This is a genomic window from Cognatundibacterium oligocarboniphilum, from assembly GCF_013377855.1.
GTDB classification, from domain to species: domain Bacteria; phylum Pseudomonadota; class Gammaproteobacteria; order Burkholderiales; family Burkholderiaceae_D; genus Undibacterium; species Undibacterium oligocarboniphilum.
Window position 1 is genome coordinate 79,671 of the sequence record NZ_JABXYJ010000002.1, and the last position, 26,744, is coordinate 106,414.

Annotated in this window: 25 protein-coding genes; 8 read left to right on the forward strand and 17 right to left on the reverse strand. The window is 53.6% G+C overall.

Annotated elements, in window-relative coordinates; genetic code table 11:
• Positions 1-132: 132 nt before the first annotated feature.
• From HV832_RS03390 to cyoA, 7 genes are read right to left on the reverse strand one after another with little or no spacing between them, the layout of a single operon-like run.
• Complete coding sequence (locus HV832_RS03390) at positions 133-669, reverse strand: response regulator transcription factor (protein ID WP_176802166.1); 537 nt, start codon at positions 667-669, stop codon at positions 133-135.
• 28 nt (positions 670-697) lie between these two features.
• Positions 698-1,981 (reverse strand): ATP-binding protein, encoded by a 1,284-nt coding sequence (locus tag HV832_RS03395; protein WP_223827124.1) that lies wholly within the window; start codon positions 1,979-1,981, stop codon positions 698-700.
• Positions 1,982-1,985: 4 nt separating this feature from the next.
• Complete coding sequence (locus HV832_RS03400) at positions 1,986-2,867, reverse strand: SURF1 family protein (protein WP_176802168.1); 882 nt, start codon at positions 2,865-2,867, stop codon at positions 1,986-1,988.
• Positions 2,864-3,322: a cytochrome o ubiquinol oxidase subunit IV gene (gene cyoD / locus HV832_RS03405; protein WP_176802169.1), complete on the reverse strand. Its 459-nt coding sequence runs from the start codon at positions 3,320-3,322 to the stop codon at positions 2,864-2,866. Before cyoD ends, HV832_RS03400 begins: the two co-directional genes overlap by 4 nt.
• Positions 3,319-3,942, reverse strand: coding sequence for a cytochrome o ubiquinol oxidase subunit III (gene cyoC / locus HV832_RS03410; RefSeq protein WP_223827125.1), 624 nt, complete (start codon positions 3,940-3,942; stop codon positions 3,319-3,321). Before cyoC ends, cyoD begins: the two co-directional genes overlap by 4 nt.
• Position 3,943: 1 nt before the next feature.
• On the reverse strand, positions 3,944-5,947 hold the full coding sequence (cyoB, locus tag HV832_RS03415; protein ID WP_176802170.1) for a cytochrome o ubiquinol oxidase subunit I: 2,004 nt from the start codon (positions 5,945-5,947) through the stop codon (positions 3,944-3,946).
• 2 nt (positions 5,948-5,949) lie between these two features.
• Positions 5,950-6,966 (reverse strand): ubiquinol oxidase subunit II, encoded by a 1,017-nt coding sequence (gene cyoA, locus HV832_RS03420; protein WP_176802171.1) that lies wholly within the window; start codon positions 6,964-6,966, stop codon positions 5,950-5,952.
• Positions 6,967-7,116: 150 nt separating this feature from the next.
• Here cyoA and HV832_RS03425 point away from each other — a divergent pair, with 150 nt between their 5' ends.
• Positions 7,117-8,463 (forward strand): MFS transporter, encoded by a 1,347-nt coding sequence (locus HV832_RS03425; RefSeq protein ID WP_176802172.1) that lies wholly within the window; start codon positions 7,117-7,119, stop codon positions 8,461-8,463.
• Between the two features lie 319 nt (positions 8,464-8,782).
• Here the strand turns inward: HV832_RS03425 and HV832_RS03430 are convergent, their stop codons facing one another.
• On the reverse strand, positions 8,783-9,235 hold the full coding sequence (locus HV832_RS03430) for an RrF2 family transcriptional regulator (protein WP_176802173.1): 453 nt from the start codon (positions 9,233-9,235) through the stop codon (positions 8,783-8,785).
• A gap of 400 nt (positions 9,236-9,635) precedes the next feature.
• Here HV832_RS03430 and HV832_RS03435 point away from each other — a divergent pair, with 400 nt between their 5' ends.
• The 7 genes from HV832_RS03435 to HV832_RS03465 all read left to right on the forward strand — a co-directional run bounded on the left by HV832_RS03435 (position 9,636) and on the right by HV832_RS03465 (position 17,228).
• On the forward strand, positions 9,636-11,921 hold the full coding sequence (locus HV832_RS03435; protein WP_176802174.1) for a nitric-oxide reductase large subunit: 2,286 nt from the start codon (positions 9,636-9,638) through the stop codon (positions 11,919-11,921).
• A 169-nt stretch (positions 11,922-12,090) separates the two neighbouring features.
• Positions 12,091-12,354, forward strand: a complete 264-nt coding sequence (locus HV832_RS03440) for a DUF2249 domain-containing protein (protein WP_176802175.1) — start codon at positions 12,091-12,093, stop codon at positions 12,352-12,354.
• Positions 12,355-12,384: 30 nt separating this feature from the next.
• A complete protein-coding gene (locus HV832_RS03445; protein ID WP_176802176.1) occupies positions 12,385-12,765 on the forward strand; it encodes a SirB2 family protein in 381 nt (126 codons plus the stop codon).
• Positions 12,766-12,865: 100 nt separating this feature from the next.
• Positions 12,866-14,083, forward strand: a complete 1,218-nt coding sequence (locus HV832_RS03450; RefSeq protein WP_176802177.1) for an HPP family protein — start codon at positions 12,866-12,868, stop codon at positions 14,081-14,083.
• A gap of 121 nt (positions 14,084-14,204) precedes the next feature.
• Positions 14,205-16,235 carry a ribonucleoside triphosphate reductase gene (locus HV832_RS03455; RefSeq protein WP_176802178.1) on the forward strand — a complete coding sequence of 677 codons (2,031 nt, stop codon included), beginning with the start codon at positions 14,205-14,207 and terminating at the stop codon, positions 16,233-16,235.
• A gap of 109 nt (positions 16,236-16,344) precedes the next feature.
• Entirely contained in the window at positions 16,345-16,521 is a 177-nt protein-coding gene (nrdD, locus tag HV832_RS03460) for an anaerobic ribonucleoside-triphosphate reductase (protein WP_176802502.1), read from the forward strand.
• Entirely contained in the window at positions 16,515-17,228 is a 714-nt protein-coding gene (locus HV832_RS03465) for an anaerobic ribonucleoside-triphosphate reductase activating protein (RefSeq protein ID WP_176802179.1), read from the forward strand. Before nrdD ends, HV832_RS03465 begins: the two co-directional genes overlap by 7 nt.
• 8 nt (positions 17,229-17,236) lie before the next feature.
• Here the strand turns inward: HV832_RS03465 and hemN are convergent, their stop codons facing one another.
• From hemN to HV832_RS03510, 9 genes are all read right to left on the reverse strand, one after another.
• A complete protein-coding gene (hemN, locus tag HV832_RS03470; protein WP_317889290.1) occupies positions 17,237-18,628 on the reverse strand; it encodes an oxygen-independent coproporphyrinogen III oxidase in 1,392 nt (463 codons plus the stop codon).
• Positions 18,629-18,794: 166 nt separating this feature from the next.
• Complete coding sequence (locus HV832_RS03475) at positions 18,795-19,940, reverse strand: NnrS family protein (protein WP_176802181.1); 1,146 nt, start codon at positions 19,938-19,940, stop codon at positions 18,795-18,797.
• A gap of 177 nt (positions 19,941-20,117) precedes the next feature.
• Positions 20,118-20,543, reverse strand: coding sequence for a putative zinc-binding protein (locus tag HV832_RS03480; protein ID WP_176802182.1), 426 nt, complete (start codon positions 20,541-20,543; stop codon positions 20,118-20,120).
• Positions 20,543-21,040, reverse strand: coding sequence for a ubiquinone anaerobic biosynthesis accessory factor UbiT (gene ubiT, locus HV832_RS03485; RefSeq protein ID WP_176802183.1), 498 nt, complete (start codon positions 21,038-21,040; stop codon positions 20,543-20,545). The genes HV832_RS03480 and ubiT overlap by 1 nt, the downstream gene beginning before the upstream one ends.
• Positions 21,041-21,051: 11 nt before the next feature.
• A complete protein-coding gene (gene ubiV, locus HV832_RS03490) occupies positions 21,052-21,960 on the reverse strand; it encodes a ubiquinone anaerobic biosynthesis protein UbiV (RefSeq protein ID WP_176802184.1) in 909 nt (302 codons plus the stop codon).
• Positions 21,961-21,974: 14 nt separating this feature from the next.
• Positions 21,975-22,979 carry a ubiquinone anaerobic biosynthesis protein UbiU gene (gene ubiU, locus HV832_RS03495; RefSeq protein ID WP_176802503.1) on the reverse strand — a complete coding sequence of 335 codons (1,005 nt, stop codon included), beginning with the start codon at positions 22,977-22,979 and terminating at the stop codon, positions 21,975-21,977.
• A 92-nt stretch (positions 22,980-23,071) separates the two neighbouring features.
• Positions 23,072-23,764 (reverse strand): Crp/Fnr family transcriptional regulator, encoded by a 693-nt coding sequence (locus tag HV832_RS03500; RefSeq protein WP_176802185.1) that lies wholly within the window; start codon positions 23,762-23,764, stop codon positions 23,072-23,074.
• Positions 23,765-24,025: 261 nt separating this feature from the next.
• The gene (locus HV832_RS03505; RefSeq protein ID WP_176802186.1) at positions 24,026-24,670 is read right to left on the reverse strand and encodes a response regulator; all 645 of its coding nucleotides are present in this window, start codon (positions 24,668-24,670) and stop codon (positions 24,026-24,028) included.
• A gap of 91 nt (positions 24,671-24,761) precedes the next feature.
• Positions 24,762-26,687, reverse strand: a complete 1,926-nt coding sequence (locus HV832_RS03510; protein ID WP_176802187.1) for a type IV pili methyl-accepting chemotaxis transducer N-terminal domain-containing protein — start codon at positions 26,685-26,687, stop codon at positions 24,762-24,764.
• Between the last annotated feature and the right edge of the window lie 57 nt (positions 26,688-26,744).

Consider the following 26,744-nt stretch of genomic DNA (forward strand, 5'->3'; position numbering starts at 1 on the left):
GTCACATAAGTTATTAAAACAAAAAAATAGAAATTGTAATGCCAGAGTTAACAGACATGACCAGTCGATTTGTGCAGGAAAGGGGTGCAGCACCAGACTGAACGCCGGATTGGAAAAATCAGAAAGGAGTGTTTATCTGACCTGCTGTTTGCTGAGTTTGCGGGCGAGCGTGCGACGATGCATTCCCAAACGACGTGCCGCTTCGGAAATATTGAAATCGGATTCAACCAGCACTTCATGAATCCTTTCCCACTCCAGGGTTTTGATCGAGGTGGAGCGAGCCGTCAGCTCAGGCTCGGCAACTCCTGCAATGTGTCCGAATGCAGCTTCAATATCATCGGTATTAGAAGGTTTGGCGAGATACTGACAGGCACCCAGCTTGACGGCTTCGACCGCCGTGGCAATGCTGGCAAACCCCGTCAGCACCACGATCAGCATATCGGGGACATGTTGACGCAGCAGCTGGACACAGGCCAGACCAGAAGCATTGCCGTTCAACTTCAGGTCTACGACGGCATAGCGCGGAGCATGCTGTTTCAGTAAATTTTCTGCCGCATCCAGGCTGTCGGCATGCAGAACCGTGTAGTTCCGACGCTCAAACGAGCGCGACAGCGTGCGGGCAAATGCAGTATCGTCTTCGATAATCAGCAGCAGACGATTGTCCGACATAATTCCAACCTTTTAAACCATTATCTTTCTAAACCACTAATGCGGATAGCGGCAACTCAATCCTGACCAGCGCACCACCCTCCGCCAGATTACGCGCAGCCACGACTCCGCCCAGCTTACGCACTACATTCACCACGAAAAAAATCCCCAACCCACTCCCGGGACGTCTTTTGGTAGACTGATAAGGCTGTCCAAAATTTTCCAGTATCGAGGGCAGGAAACCGGGACCGCGATCCGTAATCTGTAGCGTCAGCCGGTCAGCATCACTGCTCACCTCCAATGCCAGCCAGTGCGGCGATGCCTCCAGCGCATTATCGAGCACATTGCAGATCATCTGCTTCAGCACTGAATCAGAAACTACCTGTACGTCATGTTCCATATGATTCTGAAACTGGAAATTTTCCACTGTCCGGGTATTTCTGAACTCCTCTGCCAGCGCATTCAGGAAAGTGCTGATCGTGGTTTTGGTCGCCGATTCCCCTCTCGCCTCGCCTGCGGACAAGAGAATGCTGCTGACAATCGATTTACAGCGCTGCAACTGCCGCTCCATCTCAGTCAGATCCTCCAGCAATTCAGGATTTCTCTGCAGTTCCGGTATGCGCCGCCAGTCGCCAAGGATAACAGACATTGTCGCCATCGGTGTGCCGAGCTCATGCGCCGCTCCGGATGCCAGCAAGCCCATTCTGACGATGTGCTCTTCTTCGACAGTGCGTTGACGGAAATCCGCCAGCTGCGCATCCCTGCGGCGCAGGTTATTGCTGATCCTGGTGAGAAAAAATACCAGCAAAGATGCATTAATCAGGAAACAGATGATGATCCCATCCCGGTACAGAGACGGCATGCCGTTGATATGCTCAGGCGGCAGGATTAACGGTCGGGAAAACAGCGAAAGACCAAACAGACAGGCACTGGTCATCGCCACAATCACCCAGGTGGACCATACTTCCAGCAATACGGCACTGAGAATAACCTGTAACAGATACAGAAAAGCAAACGGATTCGAGGCGCCGCCACTCAGATACAGCTGTGCCGTCAGGATACCAACGTCCACCAGCAGCGCAAAAAATAATTCCCGGTTCGATACCCGGGTTTCTTCATGCCAGCGCAGATGACTGGCGAGATTGAATGCAATCAGCCCGGCCAGCACAAATGCCATCGACAATATCGGCAGATGGATATCGAATCCCACCACGACCAGCGCAATCGTTGCAATCTGGCCAAACACAGCGATCCAGCGCAGATGGATCAGCTGCAGCATATTGTGATGCCCGGCTGAGTGCTCGTAATCAGCCGCGATATTCAGCAAAGTCATTGTGTTAAGATTTTCTGCCCTGCCTGTCATGCTGACATTCCCCTTGCGTACCATCCTGCTTTGCAACAGATGAGCGCAGCTGCCTGCAGCGCTCCCGGAACACCAGATAATACCCGCCAGCCACCATCAATGCGAGTGCATACCATGTCAGCGCATAAACCAGATGATTGTTGTGGAAAGAAATCACCGTCAGCCCGCCTGCAGGCGCAGGATCCTCACCTGCCAGCAACGCCCGGTAAGTCGCATCAGGCTGCTGCGCGGCAGCGTCGGCATCCACAAAAAAAGGAGCAACGCGGCTGATTTGCTGTGCCTGTGCAATCGCGCCGATATCTCTTGAAAACCAGTTACCATGGCGCGGATCATTGTTACGCAGAAAACCACCGCCGGGCTCGCTCATTCTCAGTAAACCGGTTACCGTATACCGGACACTGCCAGATTGCGGGGTGCGTACGTCAGCATCTTTTTTTTGCTTCACAAAACCGCGATTCACCAGTACCACACTGCCATCTTCCTGCTGCAACGGTACCAGCATCCAGAATCCGCCTCCCAGTTCGGTCGCTGCCTTCACATACACCGTCTGCCTGAACAGAAAACACCCCTGCAGACGGACATGGCGATACTCATCCGAAGCAGCACTGACCGCCGGCCATGCTGCCTGTGCGGGTGGCATGACGGCAGCAGTATGCACCCGCTGTTCAACCCGGGAGATCAGATCCAGCTTCCACTGCAGCCGCCACAATTGCCAGCATCCCAAAGCCGTAAAGCTGAAAAAAAACAACCCCGCACAAATCGTGACAATCCAGGTCACGATCGCTGAACGGGGTTGCTCAGGTGCGCCAGCTGATGCAGATGCATCCGCTCTCACCACATCGGCACCATCGGTCATGGCATATTGCGCATGTTATTCATTTCGTTGGTTGAGGGCTGATTAAATGATTCAGGTACTGTTTCATGATTCATACCTGGCATCATATTGTGATTCAGGTGATACATGACCCACAGCGAACCTGCCAGCATAATCACCACCAGTATACAGGTAAACAACAGCGCCAACATGGACCAGCCGCCTTCTGCTTTTGAATTCATGTGCAGGAAATAAATCATATGTACCACAATCTGAATCGCAGCAAAAAATAACAGCACAAAACCGAGGTTGCGGGAATCAGGAATGACCTTGCCCATGACCAGCCAGAATGGCACTGCAGTCAGAAAAACGGACAGGATAAAACCGATCGTATAAGTCTTCAAACTGCCATGATCTGCGTGATCGCCATGTCCATGATGATCGTGATGATCATGGTGAGTGTCGCCATGATTCAAATGTTCGTGATGTGCACTCATGGCAAAACTCCCATCAGGTAAACAAAGGTAAATACACCGATCCAGACTACGTCCAGAAAGTGCCAGAACATCGACAGGCACATCAGGCGACGCTTGTTTTCAGTTGTCAGTCCGTGACGCTTTAACTGGAACAGCAATGTCACCAGCCAGACGATACCGAAAGTCACGTGCAGACCGTGCGTCGCCACCAGCGCGAAGAAGGAAGTCAGGAAACCGCTGCGCTGGGGACCAGCGCCCTCATGAATCAGATGGATAAATTCATACAATTCCAGACAGATGAATCCGGCGCCAAACAGACCGGTCACGACCAGCCATGTCATTGCCGTGCCCAGATGCTTTTTCTGGGATTCCAGCATTGCAAAACCGTAAGTAATTGATGACAGCAGCAGCAAGGAGGTGTTGAGTGCCACCAGGGGCAAATCAAACAGTTCAGCACCGGTCGGGCCGCCGGCATAATTGCGTCCCAGCACCGCATAGGCGGCAAACAGGCACGCAAAAATCAGGCAGTCGCTCATCAGGTACAGCCAGAACCCCAGCAGGGTGCCATTTTCCGGATGATGCTCCCGGACGAAGAATCGGGAACCAGCATCCTGGCTCATCGTAGTATGAGTAGTAGACATATCAGGCTTGACTCGCTAACAGGCGGGTACGTGCATTTTCAGTACGGACAACTTCGTCCGCAGGAATGTAGTAATCGCGGTTGTAATTAAAGGTATGAATAATGATCGCCGCCAGCATGACAATAAACGCTGCCACAGCAGGAATCCACATCTGCCAGATCAGTGCAAAACCACAGGCTGCACTCAGTGCGGCGATGATGAAACCCGCACCGGTATTTTTCGGCATGTGAATCGAGACAAAACCTTCAGTCGGACGGATAAAACCGTTTTTCTTCATATCAGCCCATGCATCGTTATCATGGATACGTGGCGTGAACGGGAAGTTGTACGCTGGTGGCGGTGATGAAGTCGACCATTCCAGAGTACGTCCATCCCACGGATCACCAGTCAGGTCAAGGTTTTCGTGGCGACGCAGGAAACTGATCACCATCTGGATAATGAAAGACGCAATACCCAGCGCAATCAATACTGCACCAAATGCAGCTACCTGGAACCAGATATGCAGCGAAGGATCGTCAAAGTGACTCAGGCGGCGTGTCACACCCATCAGACCCAGCACATACAGCGGCATGAATGCAAAGTAGAAACCGATGAACCAGAACCAGAAGGAGCACTTGCCCCAGAACGAATCGAGCTTGTAACCAAAGGCTTTCGGGAACCAGAAATTGATCGCCGCCATCGCGCCGAACACCACACCACCGATAATCACATTATGGAAGTGCGCAATCAGGAACAGACTGTTGTGCAAGACAAAATCCGCAGGCGGAACCGCCAGCAGCACGCCGGTCATACCACCGATGACGAATGTGATCATGAAGCCGATTGTCCACAGCATCGGCACTTCAAAACGGATGCGGCCGCGATACATGGTGAACAGCCAGTTGAACATCTTCGCTCCGGTCGGAATCGAGATGATCATTGTCGTGATACCGAAGAAGGAGTTGACACTGGCGCCGGAACCCATGGTGAAGAAGTGATGCAGCCAGACCAGGTAAGACAAAATAGTGATCACGACGGTTGCATAGACCATCGAGGTATAACCAAACAGGCGCTTGCCACAGAAAGTGGACACGATTTCCGAATACACACCAAAGCAAGGCAGGATCAGAATATACACTTCAGGATGACCCCAGATCCAGATCAGGTTCACGTACATCATGGAATTGCCACCCATGTCGTTCGTGAAGAAATTGGTTCCAAAGATACGATCCAGCGACAGCATTGCGAGTACTGCCGTCAGCACAGGGAAAGCCGCCACAATCAGCACGTTGGTACACAGCGCAGTCCAGGTGAATACCGGCATCTTCATCAGCGACATGCCTGGCGCACGCATTTTCACAATTGTGACAATCAGGTTTACCCCTGATAACAGCGTACCGACACCGGCGATCTGCAATGACCAGATATAGTAATCGACCCCGACGTCCGGACTGCCCAGAATACCTGATAACGGCGGATAGGCCAGCCAGCCGGTACGGGCAAACTCGCCGACAAAAAGTGACGCCATTACCAGCACAGCACCGAAAGCTGTCATCCAGAAACTGAAATTATTCAGGAAAGGAAATGCAACGTCGCGGGCACCGATCTGCAGCGGCACTACATAGTTCATCAGTCCCGTCACCAAAGGCATGGCGACAAAGAAAATCATGATCACACCGTGTGCAGTAAATACCTGATCGTAATGATGCGGCGGCAGGAAACCTGCTGAATCCCCGAATGCCAGCGCCTGTTGCGCACGCATCATCAGTGCATCGGCAAAACCACGCAGTAGCATCACGAGACCGAGAATCATATACATGATGCCGATGCGTTTGTGATCGATACTGGTGAGCCAGTCACGCCATAACATGCCCCACAGGCGGAAGTACGTCAGCGCCCCCAGCAATACTGCGCCACCCAGCACAACACCGGCAAAAGTGGCAAGAAGAATCGGCTCATGAAAGGGAATCGCCTCCCAGCTCAGACGGCCGAAAATCAGCTTAGTTAAATCAATATGGTCTAACATCTTTATTTTCCATTCGTAACTGGAGGAGTTGTACACACTTCACCGGGCAAACCAGACTGCTGGTTCTGGGCGAGAATAGAAACAACTTTACCGCGGGCACTCTGCTCCGGCTTGACATTCATATCGGTACTCATCAGTTTGTCCATGCACACCTGATCCGGCCCTACGCAACGATTCAGAATCGCGTGATACAGGTCACTATCCACCGAACCATAAAGGCGCACAGGGTTTTTGATACTTGGCTTTTCCAGCTCCAGATAATCCGTGCGGTTCAGGCTCAGCTTGCTGCTCTTGGCTGACTGTACCCAGGCATCAAACCCGGCACGTGACTTACCGTAAAACTTAAAGCGCATGTCAGAAAAACCGGCACCGCTGTAATTCGCGGAAAAGCCATCGTAAGTACCTGCCTTATTAATGACCGCATTCAATTCAGTCTGCATACCCGGCATCGCATAGATCTGACCGGCAAGCGCCGGGATGTACAGCGAATTCATATAGGTGGAAGCCGTGATTTTGAAACTGACCGGTACATCGACCGGCGTCACCAGTTCATTCACCGTTGCCACGCCCTGTTCTGGATAAATAAACAACCATTTCCAGTCCAGCGCGACGACTTCGACGACCAGCGGTTTGGTACCGGCAGGAATCGCACGATTTTCATCCAATCGCGACAACTTTCGATATGGATCAAGAGTATGTGTGGAAATCCATGTCAACATACCCAAAGCGATGATAATTAACAATGGCGCACCCCAGATGATCAGCTCCAGCATCGTGGAGTGATCCCATTCCGGATCGTACTTCGCAGTGGTGTTGGACTGCCTGTATCGCCATGCAAAAAACAAAGTCAGCAAAATGACAGGAATAATGATCAACAACATCAGGAGAGTGGAAACCACAATCAGTTTGCTCTGTTGAGCGGCGATATCGCCTGAAGGATTCAACACAATAGTGTCACATCCAGCCAACAGTGCAACGCACAGGAGCAAAAGTCCGCGTCGGGCTAGTAGGGAAATCATGTGGGAAAAGTCCAAATTAAGGGAAATCGTGATAATGTACACGGACTGACTAGCATTAGCGATTGGACGTTTTGTCCTACCCTGCCATAGCTATACCCGGAAGGGCACAAGGCGTCCATCGGTCAGAAAACATAACTACGAGAGACGACTATGCCAAGTATCAGCCATCAAGGTGATCACATCACCGCTATTTCTGCACGCCATTCTGCGCCTGCCGCTAAAAATACTCATGCTGATCATACAACGATTGCGCCAGGTGAAATTGCCATCGGCGTGGTAATCGGCCGGGCCTCTGAGTATTTTGATTTCTTTGTCTATGCCATTGCTTCTGTGCTGGTGTTTCCTGCCGTATTCTTTCCATTTGAACAAAGACTGGAAGGAACCCTGTACTCTTTCGTCATCTTCTCATTCGCCTTCCTGGCGCGACCGATAGGAACGGTTGTGTTCATGGCAATTCAACGCCATCTTGGCAGGGAAGCCAAGCTGACCAGCGCACTCGTATTGCTCGGCATTTCGACTGCCGGAATTGCTTTTTTACCTACCTACTCACATTTGGGGTATGCCTCCATTATTTTGCTGTCCATTCTGCGCGTCGGTCAGGGGCTGGCGCTGGGCGGCTCCTGGGATGGTCTCCCCTCGTTACTGGCACTGAATGCGCCACAGGACAAGCGAGGGTGGTATGCCATGCTTGGACAGCTTGGCGCACCAGTTGGCTTCATGATTGCCGGCAGCCTGTTTGCGTATCTGCTGGCAAATCTGTCGCCGGAAGATTTTCTTGACTGGGGCTGGCGCTATCCGTTTTACGTTGCCTTTGCCATTAATGTGGTCGCGCTGTTTGCACGGCTGAGACTGGTCTCTACCAATGAATATGCGCACTTGCTCGACGAACGTGAACTGGAGCCAACCCGGATCACCGAACTGCTCGGCACGCAGGGCCGCAACGTCCTGATCGGTGCACTGGCTGCACTGGCCAGTTATGCGCTGTTCCATCTGGTGACCGTGTTTCCTTTATCCTGGATCACCCTGTACTCCTCCCGTTCGCTGACGGATGTACTTTACATTCAGATCACAGGAGCGGGATTCATGGCTGCCGGCGTCATTGCATCAGGCTTGATTGCAGACCGGTTTGGCCGCCGCAATACACTGGGAACCCTGGCCTTGTTAATTGCGATTCTGAGCGGCTTTGTTCCCATACTGATGGATGGAGGAGAGTTTGGTCAGAATGTATTCATTCTCACCGGATTTTCGCTGCTGGGATTGTCTTACGGTCAGGCTGCGGGCGCTGTGACAGCCAACTTCGCATCCCGCTTCCGCTATACCGGCGCAGCGCTGACTTCGGATCTGTCCTGGCTGGTCGGTGCCGGATTTGCCCCACTGGTCGCCTTAGGTCTGTCAGCCCATTTCGGTCTTGCCTATGTCAGCCTGTATCTGCTGTCAGGCGCTGGCTGCTCCATGGCTGCGCTGAGCCTGAACCGGGCACTGGAAATCCGGGACTGATTGCCCCCATCTGACTTACCATCAACAATGTTAGTCAAACAATAAAACGCCTGTCAATCAATCACTGACAGGCGTTTTTCAATTTTAAGTAAATATCTTAAATACTGCCCCATCGGAAACAACAGACTTCCAAAACAGAAGCGGAAACGGAAACGGAAGAATAACAGCATAACAGCGACTCTGAGTACAGTAATCACCCAGCGCGAAGAACACGTATCAAACAGGAACTTCTGGCAGCAGCTCACCCATACTGCTTTCGATGCTAATTAAATGAAGGCAAGGCTGACAGGGGCTTGTACCACTGTAGCAGCAATACCAATCAGTCCTGAGTCAAATCAGCGCCATGGAAATGAATTTTGGTAATGCCGGTCTTTTTGCCAATCAGGTCTTCGAGTGTGACATGATCCAGCACATCCAGATAAGCGTGGGTCGCATCATTCAACACTTTTTTCAGGTGGCAGGCAGGTGCATAAGCACAAGTGTTACTGGCTTTGTCAAAACATTCTGCCATGTAGAAATCGGTTTCCGTATTCCGTACAACTTCGCCGATATTGATGTCAACAGGCGCGCTGTGAAGTCTCAGGCCGCCATTTCTGCCGCGTATGGTATCGACCATATTGGACAAACCCAGTTGGTGCACAACCTTGGTCAGATGGTTTTTTGAAATATTATGCAGCTCCGCGATCTCCTGAATGGTCACCAGGCGGTCGCGGTGGATCGCAAGGTAGATCAGCGTGCGCAAAGTATAGTCAGTGTAAGCAGTGAGTCTCATAAAAAATTATCCGGAATTAATGCGCACAACAGAGTTCAAACAAGCTCTCTTGCGCTGCCAACATGCTCTAAAGGCAGTATACCGTGTTGTGCCTTTCCTCACCGACCTGCGCTACCAGACTGAATACAAGCAAGGATGAAAAGGCGGCGATACTGCATGACCTAAACACTCGATATTAAAAAATGTGCATTTCATCGCAATTAAACATACATTTTATTTGCATCTTACAATAGATGCATATAAAATGCATCTTAATAAAAGCCGGCGTACCCGTTTCCTGCAATAACCCGATGGATATGAAGTATTTTTCAGGAAAACATGCCGGACTCTTATCAATTGTTTTGTGTTCGCTGCTTCACTGTTTTTACCGTATTTTTAATCATTCATAAGGAACCACGCCATGCATGCCACGCGCAAACTCTGGACCTGGCTCGCCGTGATCTGTGTCCTATCCTTTGCCGTTCTCGGTTGGGTAGGAACAGAGATTTACCTCACAGCACCCCCTATTCCAAAACAGGTCGTCAGCACTGACGGCAAAATCTTATTCACCGAAGGACAAGTCGACCGCGGCCAGGAATCCTGGCTCGCTGCAGGCGGTCAGCAATTGGGTACGGTCTGGGGCCACGGCAGTTATGTCGCACCGGACTGGTCAGCCGACTGGCTGCACCGCGAATCTCTGGCATTGCTCGATATCTGGGCACAGAAAGAGTTTCAGCAAACCTTTGAACAGTTGAGCACCGGCCGTCAGGCCGAGCTGAAGGGTCGTCTGAAAGATGAAATGCGTCGCAATACATACGATGAACAGTCGGGCAAGATCATCCTGTCACCAGAACGCGCAACGGCTGTCCAGCAGGTGGCACAGCACTACATCGCTCTGTTCGGCAATGATCCGGCACTGGAAAAACTGCGCGAACAGTATGCGATGAATAAAGGCACCTTGCCGGATGTGCAGGATTTGCAATCACTTCCTGCCTTTTTCTTCTGGTCTTCATGGGCTGCTGCCACTGACCGTCCAGGCGCGGCAGAACTGAGCTACACCAGTAACTGGCCGCATGAACCGCTGGTGAATAACACACCGACAGCCGGTGCCGGCATCTGGTCGATTGCCAGTGTGATTCTGATGATCGGTGCGATTGCCGCCATGCTGTTCGTCCATTCGACCAGCAAAGAAGCGTCTGATCCCACCCCGCCAAAAGCCGATCCTTTATTCAGCCTGAAGCCAACACCTTCCATGCGGGCAACCAGAAAGTATTTTTACGTGGTGATCGGACTGATTCTGGCGCAGGTCGGATTCGGCGTGATTACGGCGCACTATGCGGTGGAAGGCCACAGTTTCTTCGGCTTCCCATTGGCAGACATCCTGCCATTCACCGTCAGCCGCACGATTCATACGCAGTTCGCGGTGTTATGGATTGCCACAGCATGGCTGGCAACCGGCCTGTACATTGCACCGGCCATTTCCGGTCATGAGCCGAAGTACCAGAAACTCGGCGTCGATCTGCTGTTTTATGCGCTGCTGTTCATCGTGGTCGGCTCGACCGCGATGGGCTGGTTAGGCAGCCTGCAGCACAAAGGCAATGAATTCGCCTTCTGGCTCGGCAATCAGGGTCTGGAATTCACCAGCATGGGCCGGGTATGGCAGTTGCTGCTGTTCGTCGGTCTGCTGTTCTGGGTCACTCTGCTTGGCCGTGGTCTGATGCCTGCGCTGAAAACACCATCAGACAGCCGCGGCCTGATCGCCATGGTGTTCCTGTCAGCCGTGTGTATTGGCGGTTTTTATGCCACTTCCCTGACCTGGGGTCCGCATACCCACTATTCGATGATCGAATACTGGCGCTGGTGGCTGGTTCATCTGTGGGTCGAAGGCTTCTTTGAAGTGTTTGCGACCGCCGTTATTGCGTTGCTGTTCACCCGCCTGGGCCTGATTCACGCAGCGACTGCGAACAGCGCGATCGTTCTCGAAACCATCGTGTTCCTGTTCGGCGGTATTCTGGGTACATTGCATCACCTGTATTTCACCGGTACACCCACCTTTGTGATTGCCATCGGTGCGATGTTCTCTGCACTGGAAGTCGTACCACTGGCAATGATCGGTATGGAAGCCTATCGCAACTACCAGCGTTCTAAAGCTGCCCCTTGGGTACAGTCGTACAAATGGTCGATCCTGTGCTTTATCGCCGTTGGTTTCTGGAACACTGTCGGTGCAGGTCTGCTCGGTTTCTCGATCAATACACCGATTGCCCTGTACTACATGCAAGGTCTGAACATGACTGCGGCACATGGTCATGCAGCGCTGTTCGGCGTCTATGGCATGCTCGGTATCGGCCTGCTGCTGTTCTGCCTGCGTGGACTGTCTTCAAGACTGGCATGGTCAGACAAGCTGTTGCAGGCAACCTTCTGGCTGCTCAATATCGGCCTTGCCATGATGGTGTTTATCTCGCTGGTCCCTGCCGGTATCTATCAGGCTGCTGCCAGCATCACCAAAGGTATGTGGTACGCCCGCTCGCCAGAAGTCATCCACTCGCATTTCATGGAAACGGCGGTCTGGTTGCGTGTGCCTGGTGACGTCGTGTTTGCGGTCGGCACCTTATGTCTGGCGCTGTTTGCCATTCGCCTGCTGACAGGCAAGCAGACAACACAAGCCAGCCTGACCGGTGAAGCTGCCGGTGCGGCAAAACGCGCCTGAACCAGTATCACCGCAGATTGCCGGGAGACACTCCCCCGATTTACCCGGCAATCTGCATCTGCGCTGCAGTCAGCAGCGCACCCCAGTATCTGCAGCAACAATAGCTGAAATGCTGTCTGACACCGTTTCAGCCACTGTTTATTCAACGTTTGAATTCAGGAGTTTCATCATGTCTCACGATTGTTCCATTCCTCTGATCGCCGAAGGCGTTTATGCATTTGATGCACGCGGCATTGCCAAGCGCTTCCGTCATGCCGCCATTTTCGGCGCCCTCTCCGCACTCGAACGCGGCGAAACCATGCGTTTCTGCAATGACCACAACCCCTTGCCTTTACTGGCACAGATAGAGCATCATTTCGGTAATGCCGTCAGGATCGCCTACGTGTCGAATGAGCCAGGCGAAGTGATTATCGATTTTCTGGTCATGGAGTAAGACCAGCTTTTTTCAGAAAGCGCAACAGAAATGGACTACCTGAGTGTCAAACATCTGCACATCACCTGCGCGGCACTCAGCGGAAGCCTGTTTCTGTTACGCGGCTTCTGGATGTGGAATGCCTCACCTATGCTGCAGCAGCGCTGGGTCAGGATTGCGCCGCACCTGATCGACACGCTGCTGCTCGGTTCCGCGCTGGTGATGGTGTTCTGGAGCGGACAATACCCCTTCGTACAAAACTGGCTGACCGCCAAAGTCGTTGCACTGATTCTGTACATTGTACTCGGCACCATCGCCCTGAAACGGGGCAAGACCAGAACTATTCGCCTCAGGGCGCTGCTGGCAGCGTTCGCCGTGTTTGCCTATATCGTCAGTGTTGCCCTGAGCAGACAGGCGATTCCCTTTATCTGATTTCACGGACATCTCACGCATCGTCCGGCAATCCAGTCTGCACCACAATAACGCAAGACAAGGTACACTTGCGGCCTTGATGTGTTACTGCTGTGCATGTATGCGTAGAAAATGGTCCCTGATTGAAGATTTCATCTCCTGGCTGAAAACCTTTCTGCCAGCACAACTCCATGTTGACTATACCGAGCGGTTGCGCGCCTGCGGCGGCATTGCCGGCGGTCTGTTGCTGACCGGACTGTCCACCAGACTGATGCTGGGCCCAGTGGAGCACATACCGATGCTGATCGGCCCGATCGGCGCTTCTGCCGTGCTGTTGTTCGGCGTTCCCGCCAGTCCGCTGGCGCAACCGTGGTCCATCATCGGTGGCAATCTGATTTCCGCGCTGATCGGCGTCACCTGCGTCCACTTTTTCGGGGTATCGCTGCTGTCGGCCGCCATAGCCAGTGCGGCTGCCGTGGCAGCCATGTTTTTCATGCGCTGCCTGCATCCGCCCGGCGGGGCAGTCGCACTGACGGCAGTACTCGGCGGGCCGGTGATTCACGAACTAGGCTATCAGTTTCCCGTATTTCCGGTATTGATCAACTCCCTGCTACTGATGTTGTTTGCGCTGGCGTACAACAATGTCACCGGACGCCGCTACCCACACGCTTCGCATCCTGACCACAGCGGCAAACACGGCACGCGCGATGCGCGCCCGATTGACCGGCTTGGTTTTAAGTCCAGCGATCTGGATGAAGTGCTGCAGCAATATAATCAGGTGCTGGACGTCAGCCGCGACGACCTTGAAGCCCTGTTCCAGCAAACAGAAATGCATGCCTACCGCCGCCGCTTCGGAGAAATCAGCTGCGGCGACGTGATGTCGCGCGATGTAGTCACTGCCGAATTTGGCACAACGCTGGAAGAAGCCTGGGGCTTGCTGCGTCAGCACCGTATCAAGGCGCTACCAGTCACTGACCGCGCCCGGCGCGTGATTGGCATTGTGACGCTGGTCGATTTCATGAAACATGCGAATCTGGATGTCTATGAAAAATTCGATGAAAAATTGCGCCAGCTGATACGGCGCGCCCGTGACATGCACTCCAACAAACCGGAAGTTGTCGGCCAGATCATGACCAAGCCTGTCAGGACGGCAATCGAAGACATGCATATTGTCGAGCTGGTGCCACTATTATCCGACCAGGGCTTACACCATATCCCGATTGTCGATCACGAACACCGCCTGACCGGCATGCTGACGCAGTCAGACCTGATTGCCGCACTGTACCGTGGCCGCCTTGGCGACACCGATTCAGCGCTATCCGGCACTGTTTCCACTTGAGTCACCTGCGCTACTTGATGACAGTCAATGAATGAAGAAATACTTTCCACCGACATTGACCACACCATATTTAGTGATTAATCTCTGAAATACACAACATATAGTGTTTTCAGAGATTAACATGACGCTCACTTCCATCCCTGCCTCCACCCGTCACCACAGCCTGCAACATGTCATCAAGCGCAATGGCGCGTCCCAGGTTTTTGATGCCGGCAAAATTCATTCTGCTATTTTGCGTGCTGGCCAGGCATGTGGAGAACTGGATGCCTCCGCAGCAGCCACACTGACCGCACAAGTCATCGACAGGCTTATGGTCTTGCCAGAACCGGCGGCGGTCACAGTCGAACAGATTCAGGATGAAGTCGAGGCAACGTTGTTTGATGCTGGTTGGCGTATTACCCTGCGCGCCTATGTGGTGTACCGGACGCAGCACCAGCAGTTGCGGCAGGACCGGCAGACCATGGTGGATGTGGAGTCCTCCGTCAACGAATATCTGCAGCAGCAGGACTGGCGAGTCAATGCCAACGCCAATCAGGGCTATTCGCTGGGCGGCCTGATTCTGAATGTCTCGGGCAAAGTCATTGCCAACTATTGGCTGAACCATGTTTATCCGCCGGAAATCGGCGCTGCACACCGCGCTGCCGATCTGCACATTCACGATCTCGATATGCTGTCAGGTTATTGCGCTGGCTGGTCGTTGCGAACCTTGCTGAATGAGGGACTCAATGGCGTCCCGGGGAAAATTGAATCCGGTGCTCCACATCATTTCTCCAGCGCTGCCGGACAGATCGTGAATTTTCTCGGCACCTTACAAAATGAATGGGCCGGAGCACAGGCCTTCAGCTCTTTCGATACCTATATGGCCCCGTATGTGCGGCATGACGGATTGGACTATGCAGCAGTCCGCCAGGCCATGCAGGAGCTGATCTACAACCTGAACGTTCCCTCGCGCTGGGGTACCCAGACTCCCTTTACCAATCTGACCTTTGACTGGGTTTGCCCGGAAGATCTGCGAACACAGATACCGCATATCGCCGGTCAGGAAATGCCCTTCTGCTACGGTGAACTGCAGGAAGAAATGGACATGATCAACCGCGCCTACATCGAGGTGATGATGGCCGGTGATAGCAAAGGTCGCGTGTTCACCTTTCCCATTCCGACCTATAACATCACTGCCGATTTCGACTGGCACAGTCCGAATGCAGAGCGTCTGTTTGAAATGACGGCCAGATACGGCCTGCCCTACTTCCAGAACTTCATCAATTCCGAATTAAAGCCAAATATGATCCGCTCGATGTGCTGCCGCCTGCAGCTCGATCTGCGCGAGCTGCTGAAACGCGGCAATGGTCTGTTTGGTTCTGCCGAGCAGACCGGCTCGCTCGGCGTGGTGACCATCAATTGCGCCCGGCTCGGCCATCTGCACCGCGGCGATGAAGCCGGATTGCTGGCAGCACTGGACCATCTGCTGACGCTCGGTAAAAACAGTCTGGAGATCAAACGAAAAGTGATCCAGCGTCACATGGACAACGGTCTGTTTCCCTACACCAAACGCTATCTGGGAACGCTGCGCAACCATTTTTCCACGCTGGGTGTGAACGGCATCCATGAAATGCTGCGCAATTTCTATGATGACCGGGAAGATATCACGACCGAAACCGGTTACGCGATGGCAATCCGGATGCTCGATCATATACGAAGCCGCATGCTGGAATTTCAGGAAGAAACCGGCCACATGTACAACCTGGAAGCGACACCGGCAGAAGGAACAACTTACCGTTTCGCCAAAGAAGACCGCAAGCGCTTTCCCGGTATTTTGCAGGCGGGAACGGCAGACATGCCGTATTACACGAATTCCTCGCAGCTACCGGTGGGCTTCACTGATGATCCGTTTGAGGCGCTGGAAAGGCAGGATGCGTTACAGCGCAAATATACCGGCGGTACTGTGCTGCATCTGTACATGACCGAGCCACTGACCAGCGCAGATGCCTGCCGGACACTGGTGCAGCGGGCCTTGTCGCGCTTTTCGTTGCCGTATCTGACGGTGACACCGACTTTTTCGATCTGCCCCAAACATGGTTACCTTGGCGGCAGTCACCGCTTCTGCCCGAAATGCGATGAAGAACTGCTCGCACGCAAACGGCTGGTAGCCTGAACATTACCGGACAATTTTTTCAACCTGACAGGAAATAATGATGCCTGCTTTGACAACACCAACCACCACACCCTGCGCCCATGTTTCTGCTGCTGACAATGACAGCTTCATGTTGTCGGATGAAGAACGCCAGCCTTGTGAAATCTGGACCCGCGTCATGGGTTATCACCGCCCGATGAGTTCTTTCAATATCGGAAAAAAAGGGGAATTCCATGAGCGCCGCTACTTCACAGAACCAGTACACACCAACACCGGCAAGCTCAACCACGGTCAGTCCTCGTGCTGAAAACGGGTGGACTGACGCCATTCAGTACTGGTGACTATCCGGGAAAACTGGCAGCGGTGATTTTTGTGCAGGGTTGCCCGTGGCGCTGTACTTATTGTCACAATCCGCATCTGCAGGAAAGAACTTCTGCCAGCCCTCTGGTATGGAGCGACATTTTGTCCTGGCTGCAAAGGCGCACCGGGCTGATTGATGCCGTTGTCTTCAGCGGCGGCGAACCGACCATGGATCCGGCGCTGCCCGACGCCATGCGGACAGTGCGTGAACTGGGGTTTCATATCGGCCTGCATACGGCGGGGATTTATCCGCGCCAGCTTGCGGCAGTGCTGCCACTGGCGGACTGGATCGGTCTGGATGTCAAGGCGCCGCCGCACCGTTTTGACGAGATCACCCGCAGTACCGGCAGTGCAGCGCTGAATACCGCCAGCCTGCGTCTGCTGCTCGACAGCGGCAAGGAGTATGAATGCCGGACCACGGCGCATCCATCCCTGTTCAGCACGGATGAGCTGTTGCTGCTCGCGCAGCAGCTGGCTCAGCAAGGCGTCACCCGCTACGCCTTGCAGGTGGTGCGACAGCAGGGATGCCGGGATGAGCAGTTTGCGCCATCTGCCGCCGGTGCGTTCCCGGCATTTCCGGCACCGTCATTCGTCGAACAGCTGCGCCGGCTTTTTCCGCATTTCATACTGAGGAAAAACAATGGCGGCGTCTGAATCGGGATTCAGATGAGTTTGGAATACGTCGCCGTCGTGACTTTTTTCAGATAATGGTCAAACGTCATGGCAATCGCACGGACAAATAACCGTCCCTTGGTAGTGACGCGGATCATGTCCGGATCAGTGATCAGGAAACCGGCTTCTTCATATTGTCCTAGCTGGGCCAGTTCAGCAGCAAAATAACTGGCAAAACTGATCTGGTATTTCTGCTCAATCGCACGTATCGACAAGGGCATGCTGCACATCAGCGTCATGATGACTTCACGCCGCAACAGATCGTCCTGACTCAGGGCAATACCTTTTTCTACCGGCAGATGGCCGGCATCCAGATGCTGGTAATACTCCTTGATGGTGCGCACAGACTGGCTGTAGGAATCACCGACTTTCCCGATCGCGGAAACACCGAAACCAACCAGATCGCATTCCGCCCGGGTGGTGTATCCCTGAAAATTCCGGTGCAGGGTCTGGTTTTCACGGGCTTTGTTCAGTTCGTCATCGGGTTTGGCAAAATGGTCCAGTCCGATGTAGATGTAACCCGCGTCCAGTAAGCGACGAGTGGACATCATGAATATCTGCAGGCGGTCTTCGGCGCTCGGCAGATCAGCCTCGATGATCTGGCGCTGTGCCTTGAAACGGCTCGGCAAATGGGCGTAGTTGTACAGGGCGATGCGATCCGGCGCCAGCGCAATCAGACTATCCAGCGTGCGGCCGAAACTTTCCATGTTTTGTTTAGGCAGGCCATAAATCAGATCGGCATTGATCGATTCAAAATGCGTCTCCCGGCTTTGCTTGACAGCGGCTTCAACCATGCTGAATGGCTGGATGCGGTTGACTGCCTGCTGTACAGCAGGGTCAAAATCCTGCACGCCAAAACTGTTGCGGTTAAAGCCCAGCGCCGCAAGGGATTGCAGGGTTTCCGGCCTGACGGTGCGCGGATCGATCTCGACACCGAGTTCGGCATCGGCAGTAAACGTGAAATGCCGCCGTACCATCGCCATCAGTTGCCCCAGTTCATCCGAATTGAAAAAGGTCGGAGTGCCGCCGCCCAGATGCAGTTGCACCGTCTGGCGATCCGGCCCCAGATGCGCTGCCACCATTTCCATTTCTTTTTCCAGATAGCGCAGGTATTCCGTGGTGCGGCTGTGATCCTTGGTGATGATTTTGTTACAGGCGCAGAAGTAGCAGAGCGATTCGCAGAAAGGCAGATGAATATAGACCGACAATGGCGGGTTATTTTTCTTCCCGGCACGCTGCTCCAGATAGCTGACATAGCTTTGCTCTGTAAAGTCTTTATGAAAACGGTCGGCGGTCGGATACGAGGTATAACGGGGCCCCGATTTGTCGAATTTACGTATCAGCGCTTCGGATAAATCGATCTGATCTGTGACGGTATTCATCGTGTTCTTTCTGCCCGGCATACCGGGATATTCTGTTTGGTTGATGGCACCATTGTAATCAAGCCATTATATGCCGGGTCGATCTATATCAATTTCTTTATCAAAACCCTGCTCTCCATCAAAAACTTCCGGATGCAGCGCACACGACCGCTTTTGTCCGCCCGACTCAGCCAGGTTGCCCGTCCACGCGTGCCCGCAGATACACGGGCAGCATCATGGCGATCCAGCAGGCCAGCAAAATCAGCCAGGCCGTTGCCGATACCGAAATCAGCCACGGCAAAACCAGCAGGCTGGCCAGAATACGGAGCAATGCCGCAAGATGCAACCCCAGATACAGTCCCCATAAAATGTTAGATGCCTGCAGCGGTCTGCCGCTGTGGCCAAACGATACCCGGCTGACAAAACCGACCATCATGGTTGCCATAAAACCCAGCCCCAGCGCATGTACCGCCGCCGAGCCGGTGTTCACGTCAAGCGCGCCGGCAGCCTGCAGCGCAAACACGATTGTGAGCCAGGCAAACGACAAGTGCAGCATGGCCAGCAGGCGGTTTGCCAGGCTGCGTACCAGCCCCCAGCGCCAGCTGGTGACGGCAAAACTCAGACTCAGCGCCGCTGCGACGATGGCTTCCGGCAAATGCCAGCCGGCAATGCCGGTCAGTGCCAGCAGCAGGCATCCGCCGAGCCAGAATGCCAGCAGCCACACAGGACGCCAGACCGTATAGGGTTTCAGTACATTGCTGCTGAAAAACGGCAGCATGCGGTGACAGACGGTCAGAAATACGGGTAACAAAAAAGTAAAGAAGGCCAGCTGGCGCGCCACGCCCCAGGCAGCATCAACACCGGCACTCCAGCACAGGGTAGCCGCCAACGCCAATGCGCCGCCGCACATCGCCAGCAGAATTGCCCAGGCATGTTTTTTATCCAGCGCTTTACTGAGCAGAATCAGACTTCCCCAGCGCCATGTCACGGCGCACCAGGCGCTCAGCATCAGCATGAAACCGGATGAGCGCAACGGATACCAGCCGATACCGGACGCGAATATAGTCAGCAATAAGCCGCCGAAGTATGTCCCGCCGTGCAATAAAAAGTAATCATCCCGGGTTTCCACCGAGAGCCAGCGCGGCCCGGCGGTGAACGTGAAACCCAGGATAAACAAGGGAAATACACCCAGCGGCATCAGCAAGGCATGCAGCGGAACCGCCATCTTGTCCGGGTGCTGCACCTGCAGCCACCACCAGAAAAACAGGATTAACACAGCCAGTGCGCCGAGAAAAAAATATAACCGGTGAGGAGCGGTAGCAAGACGTTTCATGATGAAGTATCCGGTAAGTATCGGCAGGCAAACATTTGTATAACAAGAAATACAGGAAACAGCCGTGCATCGCCTGTTCAGGATCCAAAATATACTCCTACCCAGTATATTTATAAGCCCTTATATTTTCTTGATGTGAGTGTATTTTTTTAAAAATGATGGGGGAGTATGCTGCATTTAGTCTAACGTCACGGATTCTGGATCATTCTTTGCAAGCGGCTGTTCAATCTGCATCCCGGCCAGCTGATGCTGTACTGCCTGCCAGGCCAGCTGCATTTCTTCTGTACTGGCATCGGCATGAAAACGCTTGCGGGCACCCTCCTGATTCAGGATCAGATGCCGGTCAGGCTCTACTCCGGCCTGCTGCAGGCAAGCTTTCACGCAGGCCAGCGCACAGCCATCCAGCGCCAGTATCGGCCGCCCGGACTGCGCCAGCCTGACCAGTGGTTTCACGCCGCCACCGACGCCACTGATACAAGACATCTGCGCCTGCCCTTCCCTATCCAGCCGCACAGCCACATCATTCGCCAGCTGCGCCACGCTGGAACAGCCGGAACAGGCGTACACCAGCGGCAATTGCGAAGGCTCCGGCGCATCGTCCATCAGTGCCTCCCGGCTCCGTGCTGCGCTGTCCCATGCGCTGAAGCCGGCTGCGATTCAAATTGCTGACTGAGTTTTTGCGCAAAACTACTCAGCCATGCCGGACGCTCGCTCGCATCAATCCAGTATTTCACCGCGACACCCAGTTCAGTATCACCCTCCATGCGCAAACGCCGCCGGAAAAACAAGGTATCAGCATCTTCCATACCCGACGCCATTTTAAAAAAATCCACCGCATTGGCAGACAGGCTGACATCCACCTGGACCTGGCGACTCAGGGAGCGAAAACGCCCCTGATCGCATTCAAAATAAAGTGACATGCCCAGGTCTTCGACGTGGATGCTGAATTTTTTTCCAAATAAGGTATCGGGTGCAACCAGCAGTTCGCGCCGCCGTGCCAGCTCCAGCATCAGCATCAGCGGTGCGGTGGTCAGCGGCGCAGGCATACGCCGGCCAATCGTCTGAAACACGGCAGGAAAGCGAAATTGGGACAAATCCATAAAAACTCCGGTCAGATTGATTCTGCCATCAGCCACTGCATGCCCGGTTTGGCGCTCCAGTAGCCATTGCTGCGTTGCGCCTGAGCCGGCAGGTAACGGCTGTCCACCTGCGCGGTGCTGTGATTCTTGCGTGCCAGATCAAATGCGGCGACCACTTCAGCCATACCCTGCGATTGCGGCTGCAAACGCAAAATATCGACCTGCATCGCCGCCAGATCGGGCACCTGCGCTCCCAGATCAAGACAACTACCGCTCTGAGTCTGGATACCGTTAATGGTCAAAAATTCTTTACCGTCGCGGGTTGCCAGCGGCAAGCCATCAGGATACTGCTCGCAGCGGAATTCACAACTGTCTTTACGCAGACGATGGTGCCGCGCGGTAAAGCAGCGGGAAGAAAACGCCAGCGCCAGTCGCCCCCAGACCTGCACTTCCGTCTGCATCGCGGCTGGCTTGTGCTGCTGCAGGCTCGCCAGATCGTCACGCGGCAATTCGATCGGTGGCAGAAAGCGCTGCGCTCCCAGTCCGGACAACCAGGCTAGCGTATCGGCATGGTAAATATTGAGATGCGGGCCAGCCACAAATGGCTGCCCCTGCATGGCACGCACTGCGCTGAAATCATTGGCTTCCACGCCAAACCCCTCTTCCAGTGCGTGCTCTGCCATGCGGTGCATATTGCGGCGATCGGCTTCGCTATCGATCAGCGTCAGGCTGGAAAAAACCACCTCCTTGCCCGCCTCGTGCAAAGCCTGTCCAACGGCAACCCAGTCGTCCAGCTTCATCAGATGGCGCCGGGAACAGGTCACCTCTCCCAGATACACAATATCGACCGGCCACTGCATGGCATCGGCATAGAAACTCAGGGTTGCTTCTTTCGACCAGTAATAGGCCAGCGGCGCCAGAGAAATTTTAAATTCATGCATAGATACTCTTCCGGTTATTTCCAGGGCCGCTCAAACGCCCCTTGCGTGACCTGCGCGCCCTCTGCATGTCTTGCCAGCGTTGCCTGCCAGTCAGGACGCGGGGAATACCGCTCCGGGTCGCGCTGCGCCGCATCGAGCGCTGCACGCAGCGTTCCCACGACCTGCGCCACATAACTCGGGCTGCGCTGACGCCCCTCGATCTTGATCGCCGAGACCCCCATATTCACCAGCTTGGGCAACAGGCCGACTGCGTTCAGGCTGGTCGGTTCTTCCAGCGCGTAATCGATTTCACCCTCGACTTCAAAACGACCTTTGCATAACGTCGGATAGCCTGCGGCTTCGTCCGGTGCATAGCGGTCAATCAGCGTTCCATTGAGGCGTGCATACATCGTGCGGTCTTTTTCTTCCCAGCTCACGGCATGAGCGGGCGAACAAACGCCTTTGTTATTCGGCGAATCACCCGTAACATAACTCGACAGCAGGCAGCGGCCTTCTGCCATCACGCACAGACTGCCAAAACCGAACACTTCGATTTCGACCGTCGTCTGGCGAATGATTTTTTCGATTTCGGTCAGGGTCAGCACACGCGGCAATACAGCACGCCGGATGCCGAACTGTTCACGCATGAGCTCGATCGCGTCGAGCGTGGTGGCCGAGCCCTGCACCGACAGGTGCAGCCGCAAATCAGGATGCCGGTCGCGTGCATATGCCATCAGCCCGGGGTCAGCCAGAATCACGGCATCCGCCCCCATCTGCACGGCCGTATCAATCGCGGCACGCCATTCACTGACAGCACGCGCCTGCGGATAGGTGTTGATCGCAAACAGAATCTGGCGACCACGGCTGTGAGCATAATCCGCCCCCTGGCGGATATCGTGGTCGCTGAAATTGAGTCCGCCGAAATTACGGGCATTGGTCGCATTGCGCAAGCCCAGGTAAACCGCATTTGCCCCTTTGTCTATAGCCGCTTTTAACGCAACCAGACTACCGGCAGGAGCCACCAGATCAATAGCATTCATAACCGCAAATAGTAATGACACTTGTTTCCAATGTCCTTGTTCTGGCTCAACAATTCATAGCCAGCCCGCAGGACTCACGGACATAAACTGCCTCAATGCAAGGGCATGCCGCCATGCTGATAGGTTTTCAGCGCTTCTGCCGAACCGATATGAATGATGGAACCTGATACCCGGATCAGATCTTCATCCATCAACTGGTGCAGCACGCGGGATAAGGTTTCCGGGGACAAATTCAGCAGCGAGGCCAGCAAGTGTTTTTTCAGCTCCAGCCGGACTTCATTGGTGCACTGTATGGCGGAGGTCTGCAGTAAATAGTCAATCACACGTTGCGTCGCGTTTTGCAACGAATAACGTTCGACATTCCGGATAAAGCCCAGCAGCCGGTACGACAACCCTGCCATCATCTGTCGCGACAGCAGCGGCGACCGGTCCAGTAACTGCAATAAGGCTGCCCGCGGAATTTTCAGCAGCAAGGTGTTTTCCAGCGCTTCGGCATAGAACGGATAAGGCTCGTCCAGAAACATCATGGCTTCGCCAAAACTCTGCCCAGCACGGATCAACTCCAGTACCTTGTCGTTACCCTGGGAAGAAGGAATGCTGAGCTTCAGCAAACCATACACCACGATATACGTCGCTTCCGCAATATCGCCTTTGCGAAACAGCATGAACCCTTTTTCCAGCTCGATTTTCACCACTTCTTTTTGCAACTCGCCCAGGTCAATTGGTGAGATATTGCGAAACAGCGCATGATTTTCGAGCAAACCTAATAAATTTAATTTCGTCATCTCATGTCTCCGGCCAACTGATAGAGATCAAGTGTAGAAGCGTCAAGAGACTATGCCTATCCGCCAACCGGACTAGTCTGCTGATGCAAATGAATAATATGATGCATTATAAATGCATGTTATTGGATACGGAAGTTTTTTTTATTGCCGGATGGATTCATCACAGGCATCTGCACAAGATTTGACCCATACAGCAACATGGCTGCATAGCAACATCTTTTTAGTGCTCCGCTCCGGAGAAGGACGTTCGTGGAAGGATATTTATTTGTCCAGCCCGTGCTCCACGGCATAGACAGCAATCTGCACCCGGCTGGTCAGGTTGAGTTTTTTCAGGATATTCTGAACATGGATTTTGACGGTACTCTCTGCCACATCCAGATTCCGGGCGATTTCTTTATTGCTCTCGCCTCTGGCAAGGCAGATCATCGTTTCGCGCTCACGCGGAGTCAGTTTTTCGCGTTCCGGCGCTGCGACCTGATTCTGACCGGCGCGAAACTGCATCACAAGTTTTGCCGTCATGGATTCGGCAATGACGGGTTCACCGGCGGCAGCGCGTTTAATCGCCTGCGTCAGATATTCCGCCTCAATGTTTTTCAACAGATAGCCACGCGCACCGTTTTTCAGCGCAGTGCTGAGATCTTCCGCCTCTTCCGATACAGTCAGCATCAGCACTGCGGTATCGGGCAAGTCTTCCACGATCAGCTGCATGGCTTCCAGGCCGGACAGGCCTGTCATGTTCAGATCCATCAACACCACATCGGGGCGCAATTGTTTCGCCCTTTTTACCCCTTCGAGTCCATCCGAGGCTTCGCCGACAATCTCAAATTCCGGATTGCGCTGTAACAGCAAACGAATGCCGCTGCGAAACAGGGTGTGATCATCGACCAGTAAAATCTTGATGGGCATGCGTTTCTCTATCTCTGTTTTCTGAATCAGTTTAATATCATTAGTCCGTCATCGCCGGATTGTCTTTTACAGCACAGGCAAACCCGCACCGTCAGGCAACCAGCCTTTCCTGGCGCAGCAAATGCAATGCAATACTGGTTCCCGCGCCCGGTGCGCTCTCAATGGTGAAGCGGGCAGACAGTCGCTCAGCCCGTTCTTTCATAATCCGCAGGCCGACATGTTCTTCGCCTTTTTCATGTACCTGCTCCAGGTTGAAGCCGGCACCGTCATCTGTCACGGTCATGGAAAAATCCCGCTCATTATGAACCAGTACCCGGACCTCGCTCGCCTGCGCATGCTTACGTACATTCGATAAGGCTTCCTGCAGGATAAACAGGACCTGCAACTGCTGCTCAGGTGCCAGAGGCGCGCCATTTCCTTCAAACGTAATTTCACCGTGCACCCCGGTCTGACGCTGAAATCTGGCCACCACATTGCGCACCTGTGACTCCAGATTACTGTCTTGCAGACGAGTACGGAAATTCAGCAGCAGTTCCCTGACATCCTCATAGCTTTCCTGTACACCGGCACGCAACAAAGGTGCAATATCACTGATTTCTTCCATATCATTGCGCCGTAATGAATCTTCCAGCATCTGCACCTGCAGATTCAGGAAATTAAGCCCCTGCGCAATACTGTCATGCAATCCCTGCGCCAGCAGATTACGTTCCTGGGAAACGGCAAATTCTTTTTCTTTGGCAATCAGGCGCTGATTTTCAATCGCGGCGCCCAGATTTTTCCCCAGGGTTTCCAGCAACCGGCGCTCTTCGCCGGAGATGGAACGTTCCGTGGAAAAATGCAGCGAAAAACTGCCAATCACCTGATCACGCGCCAGTATCTGAAATACCGCCAGCGAGACGAAACCTTCTTCCTGGCAGCGGTAACGTTTTTCCTGATTCAGCAGCCGGAAATCGCGCACGATGACGATACCCTGCTGAGTCGCGGCACCGCACAGGCACTCATCTTTTTTGATGCAATGCTCTTCTTCGATCATGTGCTCCGACACGCCCTCATGCACAGTGATATGCAGATTGTCGCTATGGCTGTCGAGAATCCGGACGGTGCCGCCGTCTGCTCCGATCCTTTGCATGATGCGGTGTAAAAAACCACGGCACAGTTCTTCAATCGCATGCGGCCCGGAGAGGAAACCGGCAATTTCATACAGCGTGCTGACTTCGTGATTCTGTGCCTGTAATCTGGCAGTTTTTTCCAGTACCCGGACTTCCAGCGTACGGTGCACTGACTGTACGTGATCGGCCATCTGGTTAAATGCCTGTGCCAGCACGCCGAACTCATCCTCAGTTTCTATCGGTAAGCGTACGCTGAGATCGTCTTTCGACATCCGTGCGATACCAGCCTGCATCCGCGTCACCGGTCCGACAATCCACAAATACAGTAAATACAGCAAGGCAACACTGGCTGCCAGCGACATGAAAATCAGTGCAGTCTGACACAAGCGCAACCAGGTGGTTTTTTCTGCCAGCTCCACCTCCACCAGCGATACCAGCGTATTGATCTGACTGACGAACTCCGGTAACTCTTCACGGAAAACGCGAATCGCAGCCTGCCTTTCTTCAGGTGAAGTCATCTGTAATATCCGGCGTGCATTGCCCTGTACCCGCTTTTGCCATTCATCCTGCACCTTGCGCATCTGCGCGCGGATACTGGGAGTAACGGGTAAGAACAAGGGCCGTTTGGCGTCACCGGCCTGCAGATCTGCCAATGTGCGGTTGAACTCGCTCAGTTGCTGCTCGACTGAAGTACTGCTGGCGGCATACTCCAGTTCGACCGCCAGTTTATAAGATCGCATCCGCAGACTGCCTGCTTCGTTAATCGCCGCACCGCCCCCTTCCAGCTGCCAGGAAAGCAGCAGGGTATAGCCGATCGCAGCCAGCGTCAGTGCAAGGCCAATCAGTGTAGTCAGCAAAATCCGGAAGGTCAGCCGCTTGCCCATGGGCAGACTGTTCGCAGAGGTCATATTGGCAAATTCAGGTTACGGGTGAAATTGTTTCATCAATTGTAATGCCATCGCTTC